The 16,869-nt window shown below is 42.3% G+C and carries 16 protein-coding genes; 8 read left to right on the top strand and 8 right to left on the bottom strand.

Annotated elements, in window-relative coordinates; translation table 11 throughout:
- Positions 1 to 13 precede the first annotated feature (13 nt).
- Together ED622_RS07835 and ED622_RS07840 are read left to right on the top strand one after the other, a co-directional pair.
- Complete coding sequence (locus ED622_RS07835) at positions 14 to 703, top strand: ComF family protein (protein ID WP_122033347.1); 690 nt, start codon at positions 14 to 16, stop codon at positions 701 to 703.
- A 185-nt stretch (positions 704 to 888) separates the two neighbouring features.
- Complete coding sequence (locus ED622_RS07840) at positions 889 to 2,280, top strand: uracil-xanthine permease family protein (RefSeq protein WP_122033348.1); 1,392 nt, start codon at positions 889 to 891, stop codon at positions 2,278 to 2,280.
- A gap of 378 nt (positions 2,281 to 2,658) precedes the next feature.
- On the opposite strand, the gene envZ is transcribed toward ED622_RS07840, so the two are convergent.
- Both envZ and ompR read right to left on the bottom strand, forming a co-directional pair.
- Positions 2,659 to 3,984: a two-component system sensor histidine kinase EnvZ gene (envZ, locus tag ED622_RS07845; RefSeq protein ID WP_256372592.1), complete on the bottom strand. Its 1,326-nt coding sequence runs from the start codon at positions 3,982 to 3,984 to the stop codon at positions 2,659 to 2,661.
- 255 nt (positions 3,985 to 4,239) lie between these two features.
- Positions 4,240 to 4,959 carry a two-component system response regulator OmpR gene (gene ompR / locus ED622_RS07850; RefSeq protein WP_122033350.1) on the bottom strand — a complete coding sequence of 240 codons (720 nt, stop codon included), beginning with the start codon at positions 4,957 to 4,959 and terminating at the stop codon, positions 4,240 to 4,242.
- A gap of 208 nt (positions 4,960 to 5,167) precedes the next feature.
- On the opposite strand from ompR, the gene ED622_RS07855 reads away from it, so the two are divergent.
- Positions 5,168 to 5,908, top strand: a complete 741-nt coding sequence (locus ED622_RS07855; protein WP_122033351.1) for a ParA family protein — start codon at positions 5,168 to 5,170, stop codon at positions 5,906 to 5,908.
- Positions 5,909 to 5,941: 33 nt separating this feature from the next.
- On the opposite strand, the gene pyrE is transcribed toward ED622_RS07855, so the two are convergent.
- The gene (gene pyrE / locus ED622_RS07860) at positions 5,942 to 6,583 is read right to left on the bottom strand and encodes an orotate phosphoribosyltransferase (RefSeq protein ID WP_122033352.1); all 642 of its coding nucleotides are present in this window, start codon (positions 6,581 to 6,583) and stop codon (positions 5,942 to 5,944) included.
- A gap of 285 nt (positions 6,584 to 6,868) precedes the next feature.
- Positions 6,869 to 7,585 (bottom strand): ribonuclease PH, encoded by a 717-nt coding sequence (rph, locus tag ED622_RS07865; protein WP_061004968.1) that lies wholly within the window; start codon positions 7,583 to 7,585, stop codon positions 6,869 to 6,871.
- 172 nt (positions 7,586 to 7,757) lie between these two features.
- On the opposite strand from rph, the gene ED622_RS07870 reads away from it, so the two are divergent.
- A complete protein-coding gene (locus tag ED622_RS07870) occupies positions 7,758 to 8,621 on the top strand; it encodes a YicC/YloC family endoribonuclease (RefSeq protein WP_060993371.1) in 864 nt (287 codons plus the stop codon).
- Positions 8,622 to 8,703: 82 nt separating this feature from the next.
- Here ED622_RS07870 and ED622_RS07875 read toward each other — a convergent pair whose 3' ends face one another.
- Positions 8,704 to 9,132: a phosphate-starvation-inducible protein PsiE gene (locus ED622_RS07875; RefSeq protein WP_122033353.1), complete on the bottom strand. Its 429-nt coding sequence runs from the start codon at positions 9,130 to 9,132 to the stop codon at positions 8,704 to 8,706.
- Between the two features lie 241 nt (positions 9,133 to 9,373).
- Between ED622_RS07875 and gmk the strand changes: the two genes are divergently transcribed.
- The 4 genes from gmk to trmH all read left to right on the top strand — a co-directional run bounded on the left by gmk (position 9,374) and on the right by trmH (position 13,512).
- Positions 9,374 to 9,997 carry a guanylate kinase gene (gmk, locus tag ED622_RS07880; protein WP_122033354.1) on the top strand — a complete coding sequence of 208 codons (624 nt, stop codon included), beginning with the start codon at positions 9,374 to 9,376 and terminating at the stop codon, positions 9,995 to 9,997.
- Positions 9,998 to 10,105: 108 nt separating this feature from the next.
- Positions 10,106 to 10,378: a DNA-directed RNA polymerase subunit omega gene (gene rpoZ, locus ED622_RS07885; protein ID WP_122033355.1), complete on the top strand. Its 273-nt coding sequence runs from the start codon at positions 10,106 to 10,108 to the stop codon at positions 10,376 to 10,378.
- A 53-nt stretch (positions 10,379 to 10,431) separates the two neighbouring features.
- The gene (spoT, locus tag ED622_RS07890; protein WP_122033356.1) at positions 10,432 to 12,558 is read left to right on the top strand and encodes a bifunctional GTP diphosphokinase/guanosine-3',5'-bis pyrophosphate 3'-pyrophosphohydrolase; all 2,127 of its coding nucleotides are present in this window, start codon (positions 10,432 to 10,434) and stop codon (positions 12,556 to 12,558) included.
- A 264-nt stretch (positions 12,559 to 12,822) separates the two neighbouring features.
- Positions 12,823 to 13,512: a tRNA (guanosine(18)-2'-O)-methyltransferase TrmH gene (gene trmH, locus ED622_RS07895; RefSeq protein WP_122033357.1), complete on the top strand. Its 690-nt coding sequence runs from the start codon at positions 12,823 to 12,825 to the stop codon at positions 13,510 to 13,512.
- Between the two features lie 419 nt (positions 13,513 to 13,931).
- Here the strand turns inward: trmH and ED622_RS07900 are convergent, their stop codons facing one another.
- The 3 genes from ED622_RS07900 to ED622_RS07910 all read right to left on the bottom strand — a co-directional run bounded on the left by ED622_RS07900 (position 13,932) and on the right by ED622_RS07910 (position 16,585).
- Positions 13,932 to 14,831, bottom strand: a complete 900-nt coding sequence (locus ED622_RS07900; protein ID WP_122033358.1) for a bifunctional GNAT family N-acetyltransferase/hotdog fold thioesterase — start codon at positions 14,829 to 14,831, stop codon at positions 13,932 to 13,934.
- A 415-nt stretch (positions 14,832 to 15,246) separates the two neighbouring features.
- Entirely contained in the window at positions 15,247 to 15,681 is a 435-nt protein-coding gene (gene dtd, locus ED622_RS07905) for a D-aminoacyl-tRNA deacylase (protein ID WP_122033359.1), read from the bottom strand.
- The gene (locus tag ED622_RS07910; protein WP_122033360.1) at positions 15,653 to 16,585 is read right to left on the bottom strand and encodes a virulence factor BrkB family protein; all 933 of its coding nucleotides are present in this window, start codon (positions 16,583 to 16,585) and stop codon (positions 15,653 to 15,655) included. The genes dtd and ED622_RS07910 overlap by 29 nt, the downstream gene beginning before the upstream one ends.
- Between the last annotated feature and the right edge of the window lie 284 nt (positions 16,586 to 16,869).

A 16,869-nucleotide genomic window follows, 5' to 3' on the forward strand; every position in this document is an offset into this window, starting at 1 on the left:
ACTGCGAAGGTCAATGCAAAAGTTAGGTGTTAGCCATTGTGATTATTGCAATTTGGCTATGCCACCCTCTTCAACCATTTGGTGCCAACATTGTATTAATTTAATCCCTAGCGTTCCTCGCTGCCAACAATGCGGCTTACAAACCGAACATGAAACTGACGTCTGCGGCGAGTGTTTATTACACCCACCACAATGGGACCGCCTATTTTGTATCAGTGATTATTCTGAGCCTTTAAAGGAGTACGTCAGCAAGCTGAAATATGCTCAACACTTTTGGTTAGCGCAGGATTTAGGCGTTCTTTTGAGTAAATCCATTACAGAACCTGCTCCGCTTATCATCCCTGTTCCTTTACATTGGAAACGCTTTTGGTGGCGTTCCTACAATCAAAGCGATTTATTAGGGTGGACGTTAACGAGGGAATTCAACCTTGAAAAAACCGTGACTCGCTGTGATACAAAAATAATGAAAAGAATTAAAGCCACTCGCCCTCAGCAAGGATTATCTCGCTCTTTTCGTCAAACAAACTTACTCGGTGCATTTAAGGTGATGAAACCTATTCATGAGAAGCACGTAGCAATTGTGGATGATGTGGTGACTACGGGGGCTACGATTAATCTGTTGTGTGCGGAGTTGAGAAAGGCGGGAGTTGAGCGAATTGATGTGTATGCGGTTTGTCGAACGGGGTGGAGTAAAAATAATTAGCAAACGATTGCTTTTTGCTTTTTTATCCGTAGAATACCGTCCCAATTGATTAAGCACTCATTTAATCGATCAACCCCAACAGAGACAGGTTCTGATTAACAGCAATCACAGATTGACGCCTTCTCACTTCATGCTCCCATTCAGCGAACCATGAAGACAACGTTATACAATTAGGAATATCGGCCATGACCGTTAAAAATAACACCACAAAACCATCTGAACTGATTTATCAATTAGATGAGCGTCCACCGCTACCGCAAACTTTATTTGCTGCACTTCAGCATTTATTGGCGATGTTTGTCGCGATTATTACTCCATCTCTGATAATTTGTCAGACGCTTGGTGTTCCAGCAGCAGAAACTAATACCATCATCAGTATGTCTCTGTTCGCTTCTGGTATTTCTTCTTTTATTCAAATCAAAACCTTTGGTCCTATTGGCTCAGGTCTTCTCTCTGTTCAAGGCACAAGTTTTAACTTCTTAGGTCCAATCATTGGTGCAGGTCTGGCACTAAAAGCCGGTGGTGCTGATGTTCCAACTATGATGGCTGCAATTTTCGGTACTATCTTAGTTGCCTCTACTGCTGAAATCTTCTTATCTCGCGTGCTTGAATACGCTCAAAAAATTATTACTCCATTAGTGTCTGGTATTGTTGTGACATTAATTGGTTTAACGCTTATCCAAGTTGGCCTAGTGTCAATGGGTGGTGGCTACTCTGCAATGGGTGATGGCACATTTGGTAGCTTAGACAAACTGGCATTGGCTGGTACGGTATTACTTATCATTGTGGTTCTTAACCGCTCTACTAACCCTTACTTGCGTATGGCTTCTATCGTGATTGCGATGACAGTAGGTACAATCGCGGCATGGGCAATGGGTATGCTTAATACCAATATGTCTCACGACGCTGAACTCATCGCTCTGCCTATTCCAATGCAATATGGCTTAAGCTTTGATTGGTCTTTGTTTATTCCTCTGGTTCTAATCTTCTTAATCACCGCACTAGAAGCGATTGGCGATATTACGGCAACTTCAGAAGTATCAGGCCAACCAGTAAAAGGTCCCGTGTATATCAAACGTATTAAAGGTGGTGTATTAGCCGATGGCCTTAATTCTGCTATCGCTGCCGCGTTCAATAGCTTCCCTAACTCTACTTTCAGCCAAAACAACGGCGTAATCTTGCTAACTGGTGTTGCTAGCCGTTACGTTGGTTACTTCATTGCAGGTATGTTAGTTATTCTTGGTTTATTCCCAGGTGTTGCAAGCATGGTTCAAGTGATTCCTGAACCGGTACTTGGTGGTGCTACGATTGTGATGTTTGGTACGATTGCGGCGGCGGGTGTGCGTATTATCTCTCGTGTTGAACTAGATCGTCGTGCCATTCTAATCATGGCAATGTCTTTCTCTATGGGTCTTGGCTTAGCACAAAAACCTGAAATTCTTCAGTTCATGCCTGAGATGATTAAAAACATTTTCTCATCAGGTGTAACGGCGGGTGGTGTGACGGCGATTCTTCTGAATATTATTCTTCCAAGCAGTGAAGTGTTTGAGGAAGAGAAAGAAGAAGCGAAGATCTAAGAGCAGAGGCGAGAAAAGAACTAGAGGCTATACGCTGCGCTAACTAGAGACTATAAAAGCATGTATGACTGATGTGGTGATATTTTAGGTTTCAGGGCGCTGCGCTTGCAGATTTCAGGTGTACTCGCTTTTGAGTTTCCTGAAACCTAAGACCTGAATCCTCGCTTTTGCTCTTATAGAAGCGAAGCGGTCTAGTTAGCGTATAGTTTCTAGTTTACAACTCCTCCTAGCCTCCCCTTATATCGACATTTACTACCAAGTAACATTAGTAAACAAGGGGAGGAACTGTATTGTAGTCGCTGAAATAATAACGATCCCCCCTGAACTCTGCAAGGGAGCTTGCGACCGATCTGAACCCTGCTCTCTGGCTCTCCCCCACTATCTCCCCAACGGCAACTCTACCTGAACTTTCAATCCACCTTCTCGACGGTTCGACAAACTCACTTCACCTTGATGCTGACCGACAATACGTTTTACTATCGCAAGACCCAAACCTGTGCCTTCGCTTCCTCGTGCTGTATCACCGCGGGTAAAAGGTTCAAATACCGATTCTAATTGGGCCTCATCAATACCGGAGCCATTATCTTCAATAATAATCCATGCGGTTTTATGATCGGCAGAAACGCGAGTCGATACTTCAATCCAATCACCCCCATAACGGATCGCATTAACGACTAAATTAGTGACCACTCGTTTAATCGCTATCGCATTACCATGCACAGATTGAGGAATATCAGCTAAGTTAGTCTTGATCTCACGCTCATAGCCCCCTTCAGCTAAAATCACTTCATTAACGATGGTGTTAATATCCACATCGATGAAATCTTGTTTTGCTACCGGTTTGAGATAATCCATGAACTGACCGATGATCTCATTACACTCTTCTGTGTCTTTAATCATACTTTCAGCGAGATAATCGTCTTGTGGTGACATCATTTCTGTTGCTAAACGAATACGAGTTAATGGCGTACGGATATCATGACTCACCCCTGCCATTAATAATGCTCTATCTTGCTCTAGCTGCTGAATTCCTTTCGCCATCTGATTAAAGGCACGAGTCACGGCTTGAATTTCTGACGCGCCTTTTTCTGGTAATGGTTCTGGGATTTCCCCCTTACCCACTTTTCTTGCGGCAGTTTGCAGTGCCATCAGTGGTCGGTTCTGAATTTTAATAAATGCCCACCCACCGAGGATGACTAACAAGGCGATAAATAAACTGTTTCTAAATAAGGGGGCAAAATCTTCTTCTTGCAGCTCAGAAAGTGGGATCCGCATATAAAACTCAGGCATTGCTTCTGTCTTCATCCACAGAACGTAACTATCTGCTCCTAGAATCAAACGCACTTCTGTTGGTGAATTTAGCTCTCGCGTCATCTCTTCACTTAAAAATTCAACCGGACTTGCGTGGTAAAACTCCCCCATTTCAGGATCATGTTCATCATGAATGCTTACGCCTAGTTGTTCTAATAGCTGACGACGTAAAGGCTGACCTAACTGCACATTTTCACCATCTTCAAGCGTGACATCTTCCGCCAACATTAAGCGCACTTCATAAGCCAAAATACGGTTGAACTGCTGCAAACTAGGTAAGAGGGCATAGTTAAATACGGCAAGGTAAGAAAATACCTGACTGGCGATTAGGAGTGAAGCGAGAAGTAAAAGTGTTCTGGCGAAGGTACTTTTCATGGGAGTTCTCTGTTTGATGATGAATTTGAAGAGAGCTAGAGACTATACGCTACGCTAACTAGAAACTATAAGAGTAAGTATGGCTGGTATAGTAAATACTAAGTTTCAGGGCGCTTCGCTTGCAGGTTTCAGGAAGAGCAGAGTTCATAGGTAGTGACTTTTAGCTCCTCCCCTTACTAAGGGGAGGGATCTGTATTTTACACACTGCAATCACAACGATCACCCAAGAACCCTGCAAGGGAGCTTGCGACCGATCTGAACTCGGCTTTATCCCTATCCCTCAGCACCATCCGGTACAAACACATAACCCAATCCCCATACCGTTTGGATATAGCGAGGGCGACTTGGATCTTCTTCAATCATGCGACGAAGACGAGAAATTTGCACATCAATAGAGCGTTCCATTGCTGAGTATTCACGGCCACGAGCCATGTTCATCAACTTATCACGTGACATAGGTTCACGCATATTGGTGACTAATGATTTAAGTACCGCGAATTCACCCGACGTTAATGGCATCGGCTCTTCGTTGCGGAACATTTCACGTGTTCCTAAGTTTAGACGGAATTCACCAAACTCAACCATTTTATCTTCTGCACTTGGCGCACCCGGAGCTTCAATAACTTGACGACGTAGAACAGCACGAATACGCGCCAGTAGTTCGCGTGGGTTAAATGGTTTTGGTAGATAATCATCCGCACCCACTTCCAAGCCAACAATACGATCAATCTCATCGCCTTTTGCGGTCAACATTAAAATAGGCAGTGTATTGTTCGCACTACGTAGACGACGACAAATAGACAAACCATCTTCACCAGGAAGCATTAAGTCCAATACCATTAAGTGAAAAGTTTCACGTGCTAACAAGCGATCCATTTGCTCACTGTTTGCGACACTACGAACTTGAAAGCCTTGTTCTGACAAATAACGCTCTAATAAAGAACGAAGACGCGCATCATCATCAACAACTAAAATCTTATGGTTTTCTTGCATGGGCTTAACCTCAATATATGACTTATTTCAGTTTACTCATAAGTGTGAGCAAAAGAAGAACTATTTCATAAAAAATGAGAGATGAAATTGTTACTTTTTATGTAACAGCTTCAAATTTTAAGTATAGAATGCAGTACTACTGGTTATTTACATGGCATATTGATTGCTTAATTAATAAGTTATCAATAAGTCTAGCGGGTTCATCTGTATGTTAGTCGGATATAAAAGAGCACAATGTAAGAAGGTCCTTGTCATCAACCGTAAAGGTGGTGCAGGCAAATCAACCTTTGCAATTGCAATGGCGTCTTTCTATGCGCATCAAAACGTGAAGACTGAAATCATCGATCTTGATCCACAAGGAACCAGTCATTTTTGGGGAAATAAAAGCGAAGGGGTTAGAACGACGAAATTTTTACCCTCTTCCAACGTGCCTTTCTCTCTCGCATTACGGTTAGAAGCCGACACCAGAATTACGGTGATTGATTCTCCCTCTAATTTCAGTCAATTTGAAATGGAGAAATACATCTCAATGGTGGATAAAATCGTCTTTCCTGTTCAACCCTCACCGATTGATGTTCACTCTATGCTGGGATTTATTAAGGATTTAATTAAGTCTCCTTCCTTTAGAAACAACAGAGTTGAATTAGCGTTTGTGATTACTCGCTGTAAAGAAGACAAGCAAGGCACTGAGTTTATTCATAAAGTGCTACAACACATGAAATACCCGCTATTGGGCACTATGTCTGAAAGCCAGGCATATCAAAATATGTTTTCTGAAAAGAACAGTTTTTTGATTAGTCATCCTGAATTAGATAAAGAGCTTTGGCAGAAGATGAAGCTGTGGCTTGATGTCGATATGACGCCACCACAAACGCCAGCCCCAGAAACAAAAAAAGTGGCTGAGCCGAAGCCAACCACTTATCGTTCTTTACTTAAAAAGCGTTATTAATACCCTTACGTTAGGTATTTAACTGCTTTGGAATTAAATACCAAACTCAGCACGGTACGCTTTTACTGATTCAAGTTGCTCAGCATTACCGCCTTTCTCTTCTAAGAAAGAGATCAAATCAGTTAAGCTTACGATTGAGATAATAGAGCAGCCAAAATCACGCTCTACTTCTTGAATAGCAGATAACTCGCCTTTGCCTTTTTCTTGGCGATCGATTGCCACAAGAACACCGGCAAGATCAGCACCGTTTGCTTGGATAATTTCCATTGATTCACGGATTGCAGTACCTGCTGTGATAACGTCATCCACTAACATGATACGACCTTCAAGAGCACTACCAACTAGGTTGCCACCTTCACCATGATTTTTTGCTTCTTTACGGTTAAAGCAATATGGCTTATCGGTATCGTAGTGATCTGCTAGGGCTACTGCTGTTGTCGTTGCGATTGGAATGCCTTTATACGCAGGGCCAAATAGCACATCATAATCAATACCTGATTCAACTAATGCCGCGGCATAGAAACGACCTAAACGCGCTAGATCACGACCGGTATTGAATAGACCAGCGTTGAAAAAATATGGGCTTGTACGGCCTGACTTTAAAGTAAACTCACCAAACTTTAGTACTTCTTTCTCAAGGGCAAATTCAATAAACTCACGCTGGTATGCTTTCATTTTCATTCTCTCTTTTTGGTATTGTGATATTTAAAATAAAAAACTATACGCTACGCTAACTAGAAACTAGACCGCTTCGCTCCTATAAGAGCAAAGGGTTCAGGTCTCAGGTTTCAGGAAGGTCAAAAGCGAGTACACCTGAAACCTGCAAGCGTAGCGTCCTGAACCCTACTCTTGATCTTCCTCTAAGACAAAGTCCGTTCTCGGTTCTCGGAGCGTAGCGTTCTCGTCCCTGCTCTTAATGCATAAAAAAATAGCCCCTGAATCAGGAGCTATCAAAATCAATTATTCGGCCAACGCCGCTTTCTGCTTCTCAATGATATCATTGATGCCCTGTTGCGCCAGAGCCAGCATGTCTAACAATTCTTGGTGAGAGAACGGCGCTTCTTCTGCCGTGCCCTGCACTTCAATCATCTTACCGTCTTCCATCATTACGACGTTCATGTCGGTATCGGCTGCTGAGTCTTCTAAATACTCAAGGTCACAAATCGCTTCGCCGTTGTAGATACCAACAGAAACCGCAGCAACATGGCCTTTCATTGGGTTCGTCTTTAACTTGCCCGATGCAATCATGTGATTGATAGCGTCTGCTAATGCAACACTTGCGCCTGTGATAGATGCAGTACGTGTACCGCCATCCGCTTGGATAACATCACAATCGACCGTGATCATTTGCTCACCTAACGCTTCTAGGTCAACAGCAGCTCGAAGGCTACGAGCGATCAGACGTTGGATTTCCATTGTACGACCACCTTGCTTACCACTTGCCGCTTCACGACGGTTACGTGTGTGTGTTGCGCGAGGTAGCATGCCGTATTCAGCCGTTACCCAACCTTTACCTTTGCCTTTTAACCAGCGAGGAACATTTTCTTCAACACTTGCAGTACAAATTACTTTTGTATTACCAAATTCAACTAATACAGACCCTTCTGCGTGTGCAGTAAAGTTACGAGTAAGAGTAATTGGACGGACTTGCTGAGCTGTTCTTCCGCTAGGACGCATGGCAGATACCTTGATTATGACAAATTGTCGGCGATTATACCCAAGTACAAGAATAAAGCATAGCGTCGGTTTCTTTGATAAGCGCCACTTACTTCCTAAAGCGCTTATCTGCTATAGTATGCCCAATATTTTTATTCATCATCCTTCCTATTGATGATTTGAGGACGCTTACATGATCTACAGTATGACAGCTTACGCACGCCGCGAAGTAAAAGGCGATTGGGGAACCGCTGTGTGGGAAATCCGCTCAGTAAACCAACGCTATTTAGAAACGTATTTCCGCATGCCGGAACAATTCCGTGGTTTAGAGCCTGTATTACGTGAGCGTTTTCGTAAGCGTCTTGCTCGCGGTAAAGTGGAATGTCACTTACGCTTTGAAGCAAACAATGCAGCAAGCAGCGAATTAAGAATCAATGAAGACCTAGCTCGCCAAGTAATTAAAGCAGCGCAATGGGTAAAAACTGAATCTGGCGAAGGCGGTATTAACCCTTTCCAAGTTCTGCAATGGCAAGGTGTGATGGAAGCGCCAGAGCAAGATTTCGATTCAATCAATAAAGAACTATTGGCTGAATTCGAACTGGCTGTGAATGATTTTGTTGAAGCGCGTGCAAGCGAAGGCGAAAACATGAAGGCACTGATCGTTCAGCGTTTAGATGCAATCACTGAAGAAGCTGCGAAAGTTCGTGCTCGTATGCCTGAAATTCTAGAATGGCAACGTAACCGTCTACTAACTAAATTTGAAGATGCGAAAATTGAATTAGATTCTTCTCGTGTTGAACAAGAGCTTATCCTTCTTGCTCAAAAGTCTGACGTAGCTGAAGAACTAGATCGTTTAGATTCACACGTAAAAGAAACCACTAATGTTATGAAGAAAGGCGGCGCTTGTGGCCGTAAACTTGATTTCATGATGCAAGAATTTAACCGTGAAGCGAATACGCTAGCGTCTAAATCTATCAGCACCGATGTAACGGCATCTGGCGTTGAGCTTAAAGTACTTATCGAACAAATGCGTGAGCAAATCCAGAACATTGAGTAATCAGTTCTGATTGTGAACCATTAAAAAAGCCTCGTGGTGAATACCTGCGAGGCTTTTTATTTATCTGATTATGCGTTAACTGTTACTCATCATATTTTTTATTATTCTCAGGCGCTTCATATGGCCAGTAATGATGCCCTGCTCGGATCAACAAAGTGGCGGCTGCTAAAATAAAGGCCGCGAGTGCTAACCATACCACTAATACCGCATCTAACTCTTTCATTCCTAGCGTGATGTAACGAGCAATGGCCATCATCGCAATATAGATAGGATAACGCACTGGGATCTTACCGTTCATCACAAATTGCTGCACCATGGCGAGCACTTCGAGATAAATAAACATCAATAAGATATCAGTTAACTGGATCTGCCTTACAGAAAACACATGAACAAATTCGTTCACCATAGCAAATAAAGTGGCGAGCGTTATTGCAACCAAGAGTACCGCTTCTAGAATGTGAAAGACCTTTAAGAAAGGTTTACTAAACGACTTAGGTAAATGTGAAGGCATAAGGAGTTATCCACCGTTATTGCTATAATAAATATGATAATTAATTGGTTACGCTCTAATGATAGTGCTAAGACAAGTTAACACAAAATTATTATTTCAATTAGCGTATTTATTTCATTCAAATTAATTGTTGATTGTGCTATTCTTCGCCACCCAATTTTCTATGCTTCGCATTCATCTTTTTTTTACCTTTTAAAGGTGATTTAAAAGAGAAATGCCATAACTCCCAAGAGAATCTATCATGAGTAAAGGCACACTTTATATTGTGTCAGCGCCAAGTGGTGCTGGTAAGTCGAGTTTGATCTCGGCACTGTTAGAAAGCAACCCAACTTATGCTATGAAAGTCTCTGTGTCTCATACTACTCGTGGTATGCGCCCAGGAGAAACAGATGGTGTTCATTACCATTTTATGCAGAAAGAGCATTTTGAAGAGCTGATTGAAAAAAATGAATTTCTAGAATACGCAGAAGTATTTGGTAATTATTACGGAACTTCTCGTGTTTGGATCGAAGAAACTCTTGATAAAGGCATTGATGTATTCTTGGACATTGACTGGCAAGGCGCTCGTCAAATCCGTGAACAGATGCCTTTAGCAAAAAGTGTGTTCATTTTACCTCCATCAAATGGAGAACTTGAACGACGCCTAAATGCACGTGGTCAAGACAGCGATGCTGTTATTGCTAAGCGCATGAGTGAAGCAAAGTCAGAAATATCTCACTATGATGAATATAATTATGTGATCATTAATGATGACTTTGATACTGCACAAATGGACTTCCGTGCCATTATTCGTGCAGAGCGCTTAAAGCAAGACAAACAAACTATGAAATACAAAGGCATGTTAGACGCACTATTAGCTGACTAATTTCTTAGTATTTCTATTAGTATCTCGTAACCCTAGCTAGAAACTTATACCGGTTACTTGTATACTTTCTCAACATATAACTATTTTTGTTAATAAATTGGAGTCCTCATGGCACGTGTAACCGTTCAAGACGCAGTTGAAAAAATCGGCAACCGTTTCGACCTTGTTTTAATTTCATCTCGTCGCGCACGTCAACTACAAACTGGTGGTAAAGATGCGCTAGTGCCTGAAGAGAACGATAAGACTACTGTTATCGCTCTTCGTGAAATTGAAGAAGGCCTGATCACAAAAGATCTACTTGATGCTCGTGAACGTCAAGAGCAACAAGAGCAAGATGCCGCTGAATTAGCAGCAGTAAGCTCAATCACTCACAATCGTTAATCTCTATAATCTTTTATAGATTATAAATTACAGCATACCTGACGGGGCGAAATTTGGATTTATTCGATAGCCTGAAAGATGTTGCCAAAGATTACCTGCCAGAGCCTCACATTGAGGCTCTTCGTCGATCTTATCTGGTAGCAAAAGAAGCCCATGAAGGGCAGACTCGCTCAAGTGGCGAACCTTATATCATTCATCCAGTAGCTGTGGCTCGTATCCTTGCAGAAATGCGACTCGACCATAAAACGCTAATGGCTGCACTGCTTCATGATGTTATTGAAGACACTGAAGTTAGCAAGGAAGAGCTAGCAGAACAATTTGGCGAAACTGTTGCTGAATTAGTGGATGGCGTTTCTAAGCTGGACAAACTTAAGTTCCGCGATAAAAAAGAAGCACAGGCTGAAAACTTCCGAAAAATGGTCATGGCGATGGTGCAAGACATCCGCGTTATTTTGATCAAACTTGCTGACCGTACCCACAACATGCGCACATTAGGTGCATTACGCCCTGATAAACGCCGTCGTATTGCTCGTGAAACCTTAGAAATTTTCTCTCCTTTGGCACATCGCCTTGGTATCCACAATATTAAAACTGAACTTGAAGAGTTAGGTTTTGAAGCCCTTTACCCAAATCGCTATCGCGTATTGAAGAAAGTAGTAAAATCGGCTCGTGGTAACCGTAAAGAGATGATCCAAAAAATCCATTCCGAAATTGAAGGCCGCCTTGCAGAAGCTGGCATTAAAGGACGAGTGTTGGGACGAGAGAAAAACCTGTTCTCTATTTATCATAAAATGAAAAACAAAGAACAGCGCTTTCATACCATTATGGATATCTATGCGTTCCGAGTCGTTACGGACAATGTCGATACTTGTTATCGTGCATTAGGTCAGGTTCATAGTATCTATAAACCTCGTCCTGGTCGTATTAAAGATTACATTGCTGTACCAAAAGCCAATGGTTACCAATCTCTTCATACCTCAATGGTTGGCCCTCACGGTGTCCCTGTTGAAGTTCAGATCCGTACTGAAGACATGGAGCAGATGGCGAATAAAGGTGTGGCAGCACACTGGTCGTACAAAGAGGGTGATAACTCTAGTACTACGGCACAGATCCGCGCTCAGCGTTGGATGCAAAGCTTACTTGAACTGCAACAGAGTGCAGGTAGCTCATTTGAATTTATTGAAAACGTAAAATCGGATTTATTCCCGAACGAAATTTACGTCTTCACACCAAAAGGCCGTATTTTTGAATTGCCTGTTGGCGCAACAGCGGTTGATTTTGCTTACGCGGTTCACTCCGATGTTGGCAATAGCTGTGTTGGCTCTCGTGTTAACCGTCAGCCTTACCCTCTAAGTAAACCACTGAAGAGCGGCCAAACGGTTGAGATCATCAGTGCTCCTGGTGCTCGTCCAAATGCGGCTTGGCTAAACTATGTTGTGACCTCAAAAGCACGAACTAAGATCCGCCAAGTACTAAAAACCATGCGTAAAGAAGATTCTGTAATTTTAGGTCGCCGTCTACTTAATCACGCATTGGGTCATAATGTTTCTTTAGATGATATTACTGAAGAAAACATGACTCACGTTTTATCAGATCTAAAATTAGCGACACAAGACGATTTGTTAGCGGCTATTGGTTTAGGCGAATTAATGAGTATTGTCGTTGCACGCCGATTACTTGGTGATGCCGATGAACTGACAGAACAAAACTCATCTAACATTGAGACATCAACGGGTAAGAAATTACCTATCCGTGGTGCTGATGGTATCTTACTGACCTTTGCAAACTGCTGTCGCCCTATTCCAGGTGATCACATTATTGCTCACGTAAGTCCTGGCCGTGGTCTTGTGGTTCATATGGAAGATTGTGCCAACGTTCGTGGTTATCAAAAAGAATTAGATAAGTACATGGGCGTTGAATGGGCTGATGAATTCGATCAAGAATTTGCAACGGCTCTGGATATTGACATTCAAAACCACCAAGGGGCATTAGCAGATTTAGCCAATGTCATTGCTGGTACTGGATCTAATATTCGTGGTATCACAACCGAAGAAAAAGACGGTCGCTTATATACGGTAACGGTTGAATTAACGACAAAAGATCGCACGCACTTAGCGGAAATCATGCGTCGTATTCGTGTTATGCCACACGCACTTAAAGTTCGTAGACATAAGAACTAGAAACTATACGCTACGCTAACTAGAGGCTATAAGTGCCGTATGGTTAGCGTGGTAAGTTCTTAGGTTTCAGGACGCTACGTTTGCAGGTTTCAGGTGTACTCGTTTTTGAACCTCCTGAAACCTGAGACCTGAACCCTTTGCTTTTGTTCTTATAGGAGCGAAGCGGTCTAGTCTCTAGTTAGCACCGCGTATAGTTTCTAGTTCCAATTTTACTGCCCTTACTCGTCCCTAGTCCCTCTAACCTATTTCAAGAAATAAAAAATCATGAACTTAGAACGCTATCAACGAATTACTTCTGTATTAAAATCTCGTCAAACTGACCTCACTCTTTGTTTAGAAGAAACCCATAAATCCAATAACGTATCAGCGATTGTTCGTACCGCTGATGCAACCGGCATCCATAAAATTCATGCTGTATGGCCAACAGAGCAAATGCAAATGTTAGGGCATACTTCAGCTGGGGCTCGTAACTGGGTTGATGTTGAAACTCATAAAAGCATAAAAGATGCCGTTGCTGTTTTAAAAGAGCAAGGTATGCAGATCTTAGCGACTAACCTATCTGATACTGCGGTCGATTTTCGTGAAGTTGATTACACCAAGCCAACGGCTATCATTTTAGGTAGCGAGAAAACAGGCATCAGCAAAGAAGCATTAGCCCTCGCAGATCAGGATATTATTATTCCTATGGTCGGCATGGTGCAGTCTCTGAATGTTTCAGTAGCTAGCGCATTGGTTTTGTATGAAGCGCAACGACAACGCGATTTAGCGGGCATGTATGACCGTGAAGAGAGTACCTTACCTAAAGAATACATTAATAAAGTCTTGTTTGAGCGCGGACACCCTGTACTTGCTAAAGTAGCGAAGCGTAAAGGTTTACCACTTCCAGAGTTAGATGAAACTGGGCAGATCGTGGCGGATGAGGCGTGGTGGGCAAGAATGCAGGCAGCGGATTAGGGCGAGACTTAGTAAAGCTAGAGACTATACGCTGCGCTAACTAGAAACTATAAGAGCAAAAGCGAGGGTTCAGGCTTCAGGAAGAGCAAAAGCAATCACTCTGCAAGCGTAGCGATCTGAATTCTGCTCTTGCTGTTGCTCTTATAGAAGCGAAGCGGTCTAGTTAGTAAAACGTATAGTTTCTAGTTCTTCTCCTGAAACCTAGCAACCACAACCAACCCCCTCTAACTCCCCCTTGTATCAACTATATCGATCTCATAGCAATAACGATAAAGGGGGAGAACCATTCTTTGTTACTGTGATAACAGCAGGTTGCCTCTGAATTCTGCAAGCGCAGCGATCTGAACTCTGCTTTTTAGCTCTTCCTGAAACCTTAAACCTTTAGGACAAAGTCCGTCCTTAAGCGAAGCGTCCTGCTCTTACTCCCTGATCAACATAAACGTTCCTGAAAACTCAGCGGCTGGCTGATCCCCATTACACAAATCAACCTTCACTTTAACTCGAGCTCGCTTACCTGATTTCAAGCGATCAAAATCCCCTTGTAAACAATTTAATGATGTTATGCCTTTCGGGCTTTCGGTGATCGGTTGACGATAACGGATATGACTATCAACCAACATAATACTGGTTGTATCTAAGCCACGCTCTTTTAAGAGCAACCACACCATCCCCCATGCGGTGAGAGTTCCCATCGTAAAGATGCTGCCCGCAAACATGCTGTTGTGTGGATTCAAGTTGGCATTTAATACCGCTCCAACTTCAAATCGATATCCTGTGTATTGGGTGATTTTAATCCCCATTTTATCGCTGATTGGGATCTCTTTCTCCCAACGGTCTTGTAATTCTGCGCACCAATCTGGGCGACGTAATACATCTGCAAGAGGATCGAGTTGCTTAAGCATTTGCTGGTGACGGATCGGACCCCGCTCATCACTGAGCTCTCCTTGGTTTTCAAATCCATTACGAATATAAAAGGGAATCGCCTCTTCTCGTGCGTTACAAACTAAACGCTTTGCACCCTCTTGTCGCGCGTAAGACTCTAGAGCGACCATGATCAATGCACCTATGCCTTTCCCTCTATAATGAGAAGAAACGGCCATATAGCGGATTTGACCATCATTATCGGGGGTTAAATATAAACGTCCGACGGCAATAGGTTGACCTCGCCCATCCAAAATCATTCGATGCTGGCTCATATCATCATACGCATCACGCTCTGAACCTTCAGGTTGACGCCAAGGCTCACGCAATACTTGCCAACGGAAATGATAGTAGGCTTTTAGTTCAGCCTTTGTGGTTGGGGTGATCAATCGAAACATATAAATCCTTTTATTTATCAAAAGCAGGGTTCAGATCGGTCGCAAGCTCCCTTGCAGAGTTCAGGCGTGATCGTTGTTATTGCAGCGGTCACAAGACTGTTCCTCCCCTTTTTCACCAATGTTATTTGGTAGTCATTGTCGATATAAGGGGAGGCTAGGAGGGGTTGTTAATAACGAAACTTAACTTATCGACATAACATAAAAACAGTATAACCAACTTCTGTTTTTTCTCTTCCTAAACCTAGTAATCACAAGCAACCCCCTCTAACTCCCCCTTGTATTCACTATATCGGTCTCATAACAATAGCAATAAAGGGGGAGAACCATTCTTTGTCGCTGTGATAACCGCGATCACCTCTGAAATCTGCAAGCGCAGCGATCTAAACTCTGCTCTTCCTCGAGCCTCGTCCCTGCTCTATACCTGCAACCAGAACGTCACTGGCCCATCATTCACTAGCGACACTTTCATGTCCGCGGCAAATCGCCCTCTTTGCGTATTTATCTTCTCTTCGCATAAATCTGAAAAGTGATCATACAAACGCTCGGCATCAATAGGATGCGCTCCTTTAGAAAAGCCGGGACGTGTGCCTTTTTTAGTATCTGCAGGTAAAGTAAATTGCGAAACAACTAATACACTACCGTTAATTTGTTGCACATTTAAGTTCATCTTACCGTCATCATCTTCAAAAATTCGATAAGTCAGTACGCGTTCCATTAAACGTTTTGCTTTGGCTTCATCATCTTCTCTTTCTACACCAAGTAAGATCAATAACCCTTGATTAATCTCACCGGTTACTTCGCCATCCACTTTTACTGCGGCTTCACTTACTCTCTGGATCAGTGCTATCACTTTCAATAAATCCTTGCTGTTTTGTTAATGCTTTAATATCAGATTCCAATACATTGGTACCTACTTTACCCGCTAACCATTCATCAAACTCACCTAGGCTTGCGGTAATTTCAGCACCTATAAGTACGATTATCCAACATAAATAAACCCAGACGAACAAAATAGGAACCGCAGCCAATGCACCGTAAATCACTTGATAAGAAGGAAATTGCGTGATGTATTGAGCAAAACCAACTTTGCTGATTTCAAATAAACACCCTGCCGACATCGCACCAACCAAGGCATGCCTCACTCGCACTTTCTTATTGGGTACCAATAAATACAAACCAACAAATGCTGAGAAAGACAATATGATAGGCAACCAACCTAATAAAGTCCGATAAAAACTGGAAACAATTTCATCGTCCATGATCTTTAATGAGGTCACATACGAAGTAGCAGCAATACTTGCCCCGACCAATAAAGGCCCTAGCGTCAATATCATCCAATAAAGTGAAAACGAATACATCTGACGGCGCTTTTCTTTCACTCGCCAAATATAATTCAAGCTACGATCTATCGCTGAGATCAACATCACTGACGCGACAAATAAAAAGCCTGAACCAACCGCGGTCATCTTTCCGGTATTAGAGATAAATTCTTTTAAACTTCCTTCAACGGCATCACTGGCAGCAGGAACAAAGTTCTCAATGACAAAAGCCTGAATTATATCTCCAGCACCAGAGAATAGAGGAAATTGAGACAGTACAGATAATAGAACCGTCACTAATGGCACCAAAGACAGCAACGTAATGTAGGCCATGTAGCCGGCACTTACTGTAAGTCTATCGTGAATAATTCGTTGTTTTAAAAATAAAAAATATGACCAGCCAATCCTTAGCTTATGTTTAATCTTGTCTTCCATTTATCCACTCTTTAAAAAATCAATTTTTACATATACCAATTCAAGTAAGTAGATGTCCAGATAATTGCGTAGGAAAAATAGATTAAAACAAGGCATAAATTGCAATAACTAGTGGGCCTAATTATAAGGTTTATAACGCAGTTATAATCTATTTTAACAAGCAAGAATGATCACCTACTTATTTGGGTTGGTATTATCATAACAGATAAAAAAAATCCCTTCGTAGTTGCCTACAAAGGGATTTTAAATTTTATTCGATTTGTGATTTAACTAAAGCTAAATCC

It is taken from the genome of Aliivibrio sp. EL58, assembly GCF_900312675.1.
In the GTDB taxonomy this organism is placed as follows: Bacteria; Pseudomonadota; Gammaproteobacteria; order Enterobacterales; family Vibrionaceae; genus Aliivibrio.

Bases quoted from the DNA above. Each gene is read 5' to 3' on its own strand.
- ED622_RS07835 (WP_122033347.1), top strand. From the start codon at position 14: ATGCAAAAGTTAGGTGTTAGCCATTGTGATTATTGCAATTTGGCTATG.
- ED622_RS07840 (WP_122033348.1), top strand. From the start codon at position 889: ATGACCGTTAAAAATAACACCACAAAACCATCTGAACTGATTTATCAA.
- ompR (WP_122033350.1), bottom strand. From the start codon at position 4,959: ATGCAAGAAAACCATAAGATTTTAGTTGTTGATGATGATGCGCGTCTT.
- ED622_RS07855 (WP_122033351.1), top strand. From the start codon at position 5,168: ATGTTAGTCGGATATAAAAGAGCACAATGTAAGAAGGTCCTTGTCATC.
- pyrE (WP_122033352.1), bottom strand. From the start codon at position 6,583: ATGAAAGCATACCAGCGTGAGTTTATTGAATTTGCCCTTGAGAAAGAA.
- rph (WP_061004968.1), bottom strand. From the start codon at position 7,585: ATGCGTCCTAGCGGAAGAACAGCTCAGCAAGTCCGTCCAATTACTCTT.
- ED622_RS07870 (WP_060993371.1), top strand. From the start codon at position 7,758: ATGATCTACAGTATGACAGCTTACGCACGCCGCGAAGTAAAAGGCGAT.
- ED622_RS07875 (WP_122033353.1), bottom strand. From the start codon at position 9,132: ATGCCTTCACATTTACCTAAGTCGTTTAGTAAACCTTTCTTAAAGGTC.
- gmk (WP_122033354.1), top strand. From the start codon at position 9,374: ATGAGTAAAGGCACACTTTATATTGTGTCAGCGCCAAGTGGTGCTGGT.
- rpoZ (WP_122033355.1), top strand. From the start codon at position 10,106: ATGGCACGTGTAACCGTTCAAGACGCAGTTGAAAAAATCGGCAACCGT.
- trmH (WP_122033357.1), top strand. From the start codon at position 12,823: ATGAACTTAGAACGCTATCAACGAATTACTTCTGTATTAAAATCTCGT.
- ED622_RS07900 (WP_122033358.1), bottom strand. From the start codon at position 14,831: ATGTTTCGATTGATCACCCCAACCACAAAGGCTGAACTAAAAGCCTAC.
- ED622_RS07910 (WP_122033360.1), bottom strand. From the start codon at position 16,585: ATGGAAGACAAGATTAAACATAAGCTAAGGATTGGCTGGTCATATTTT.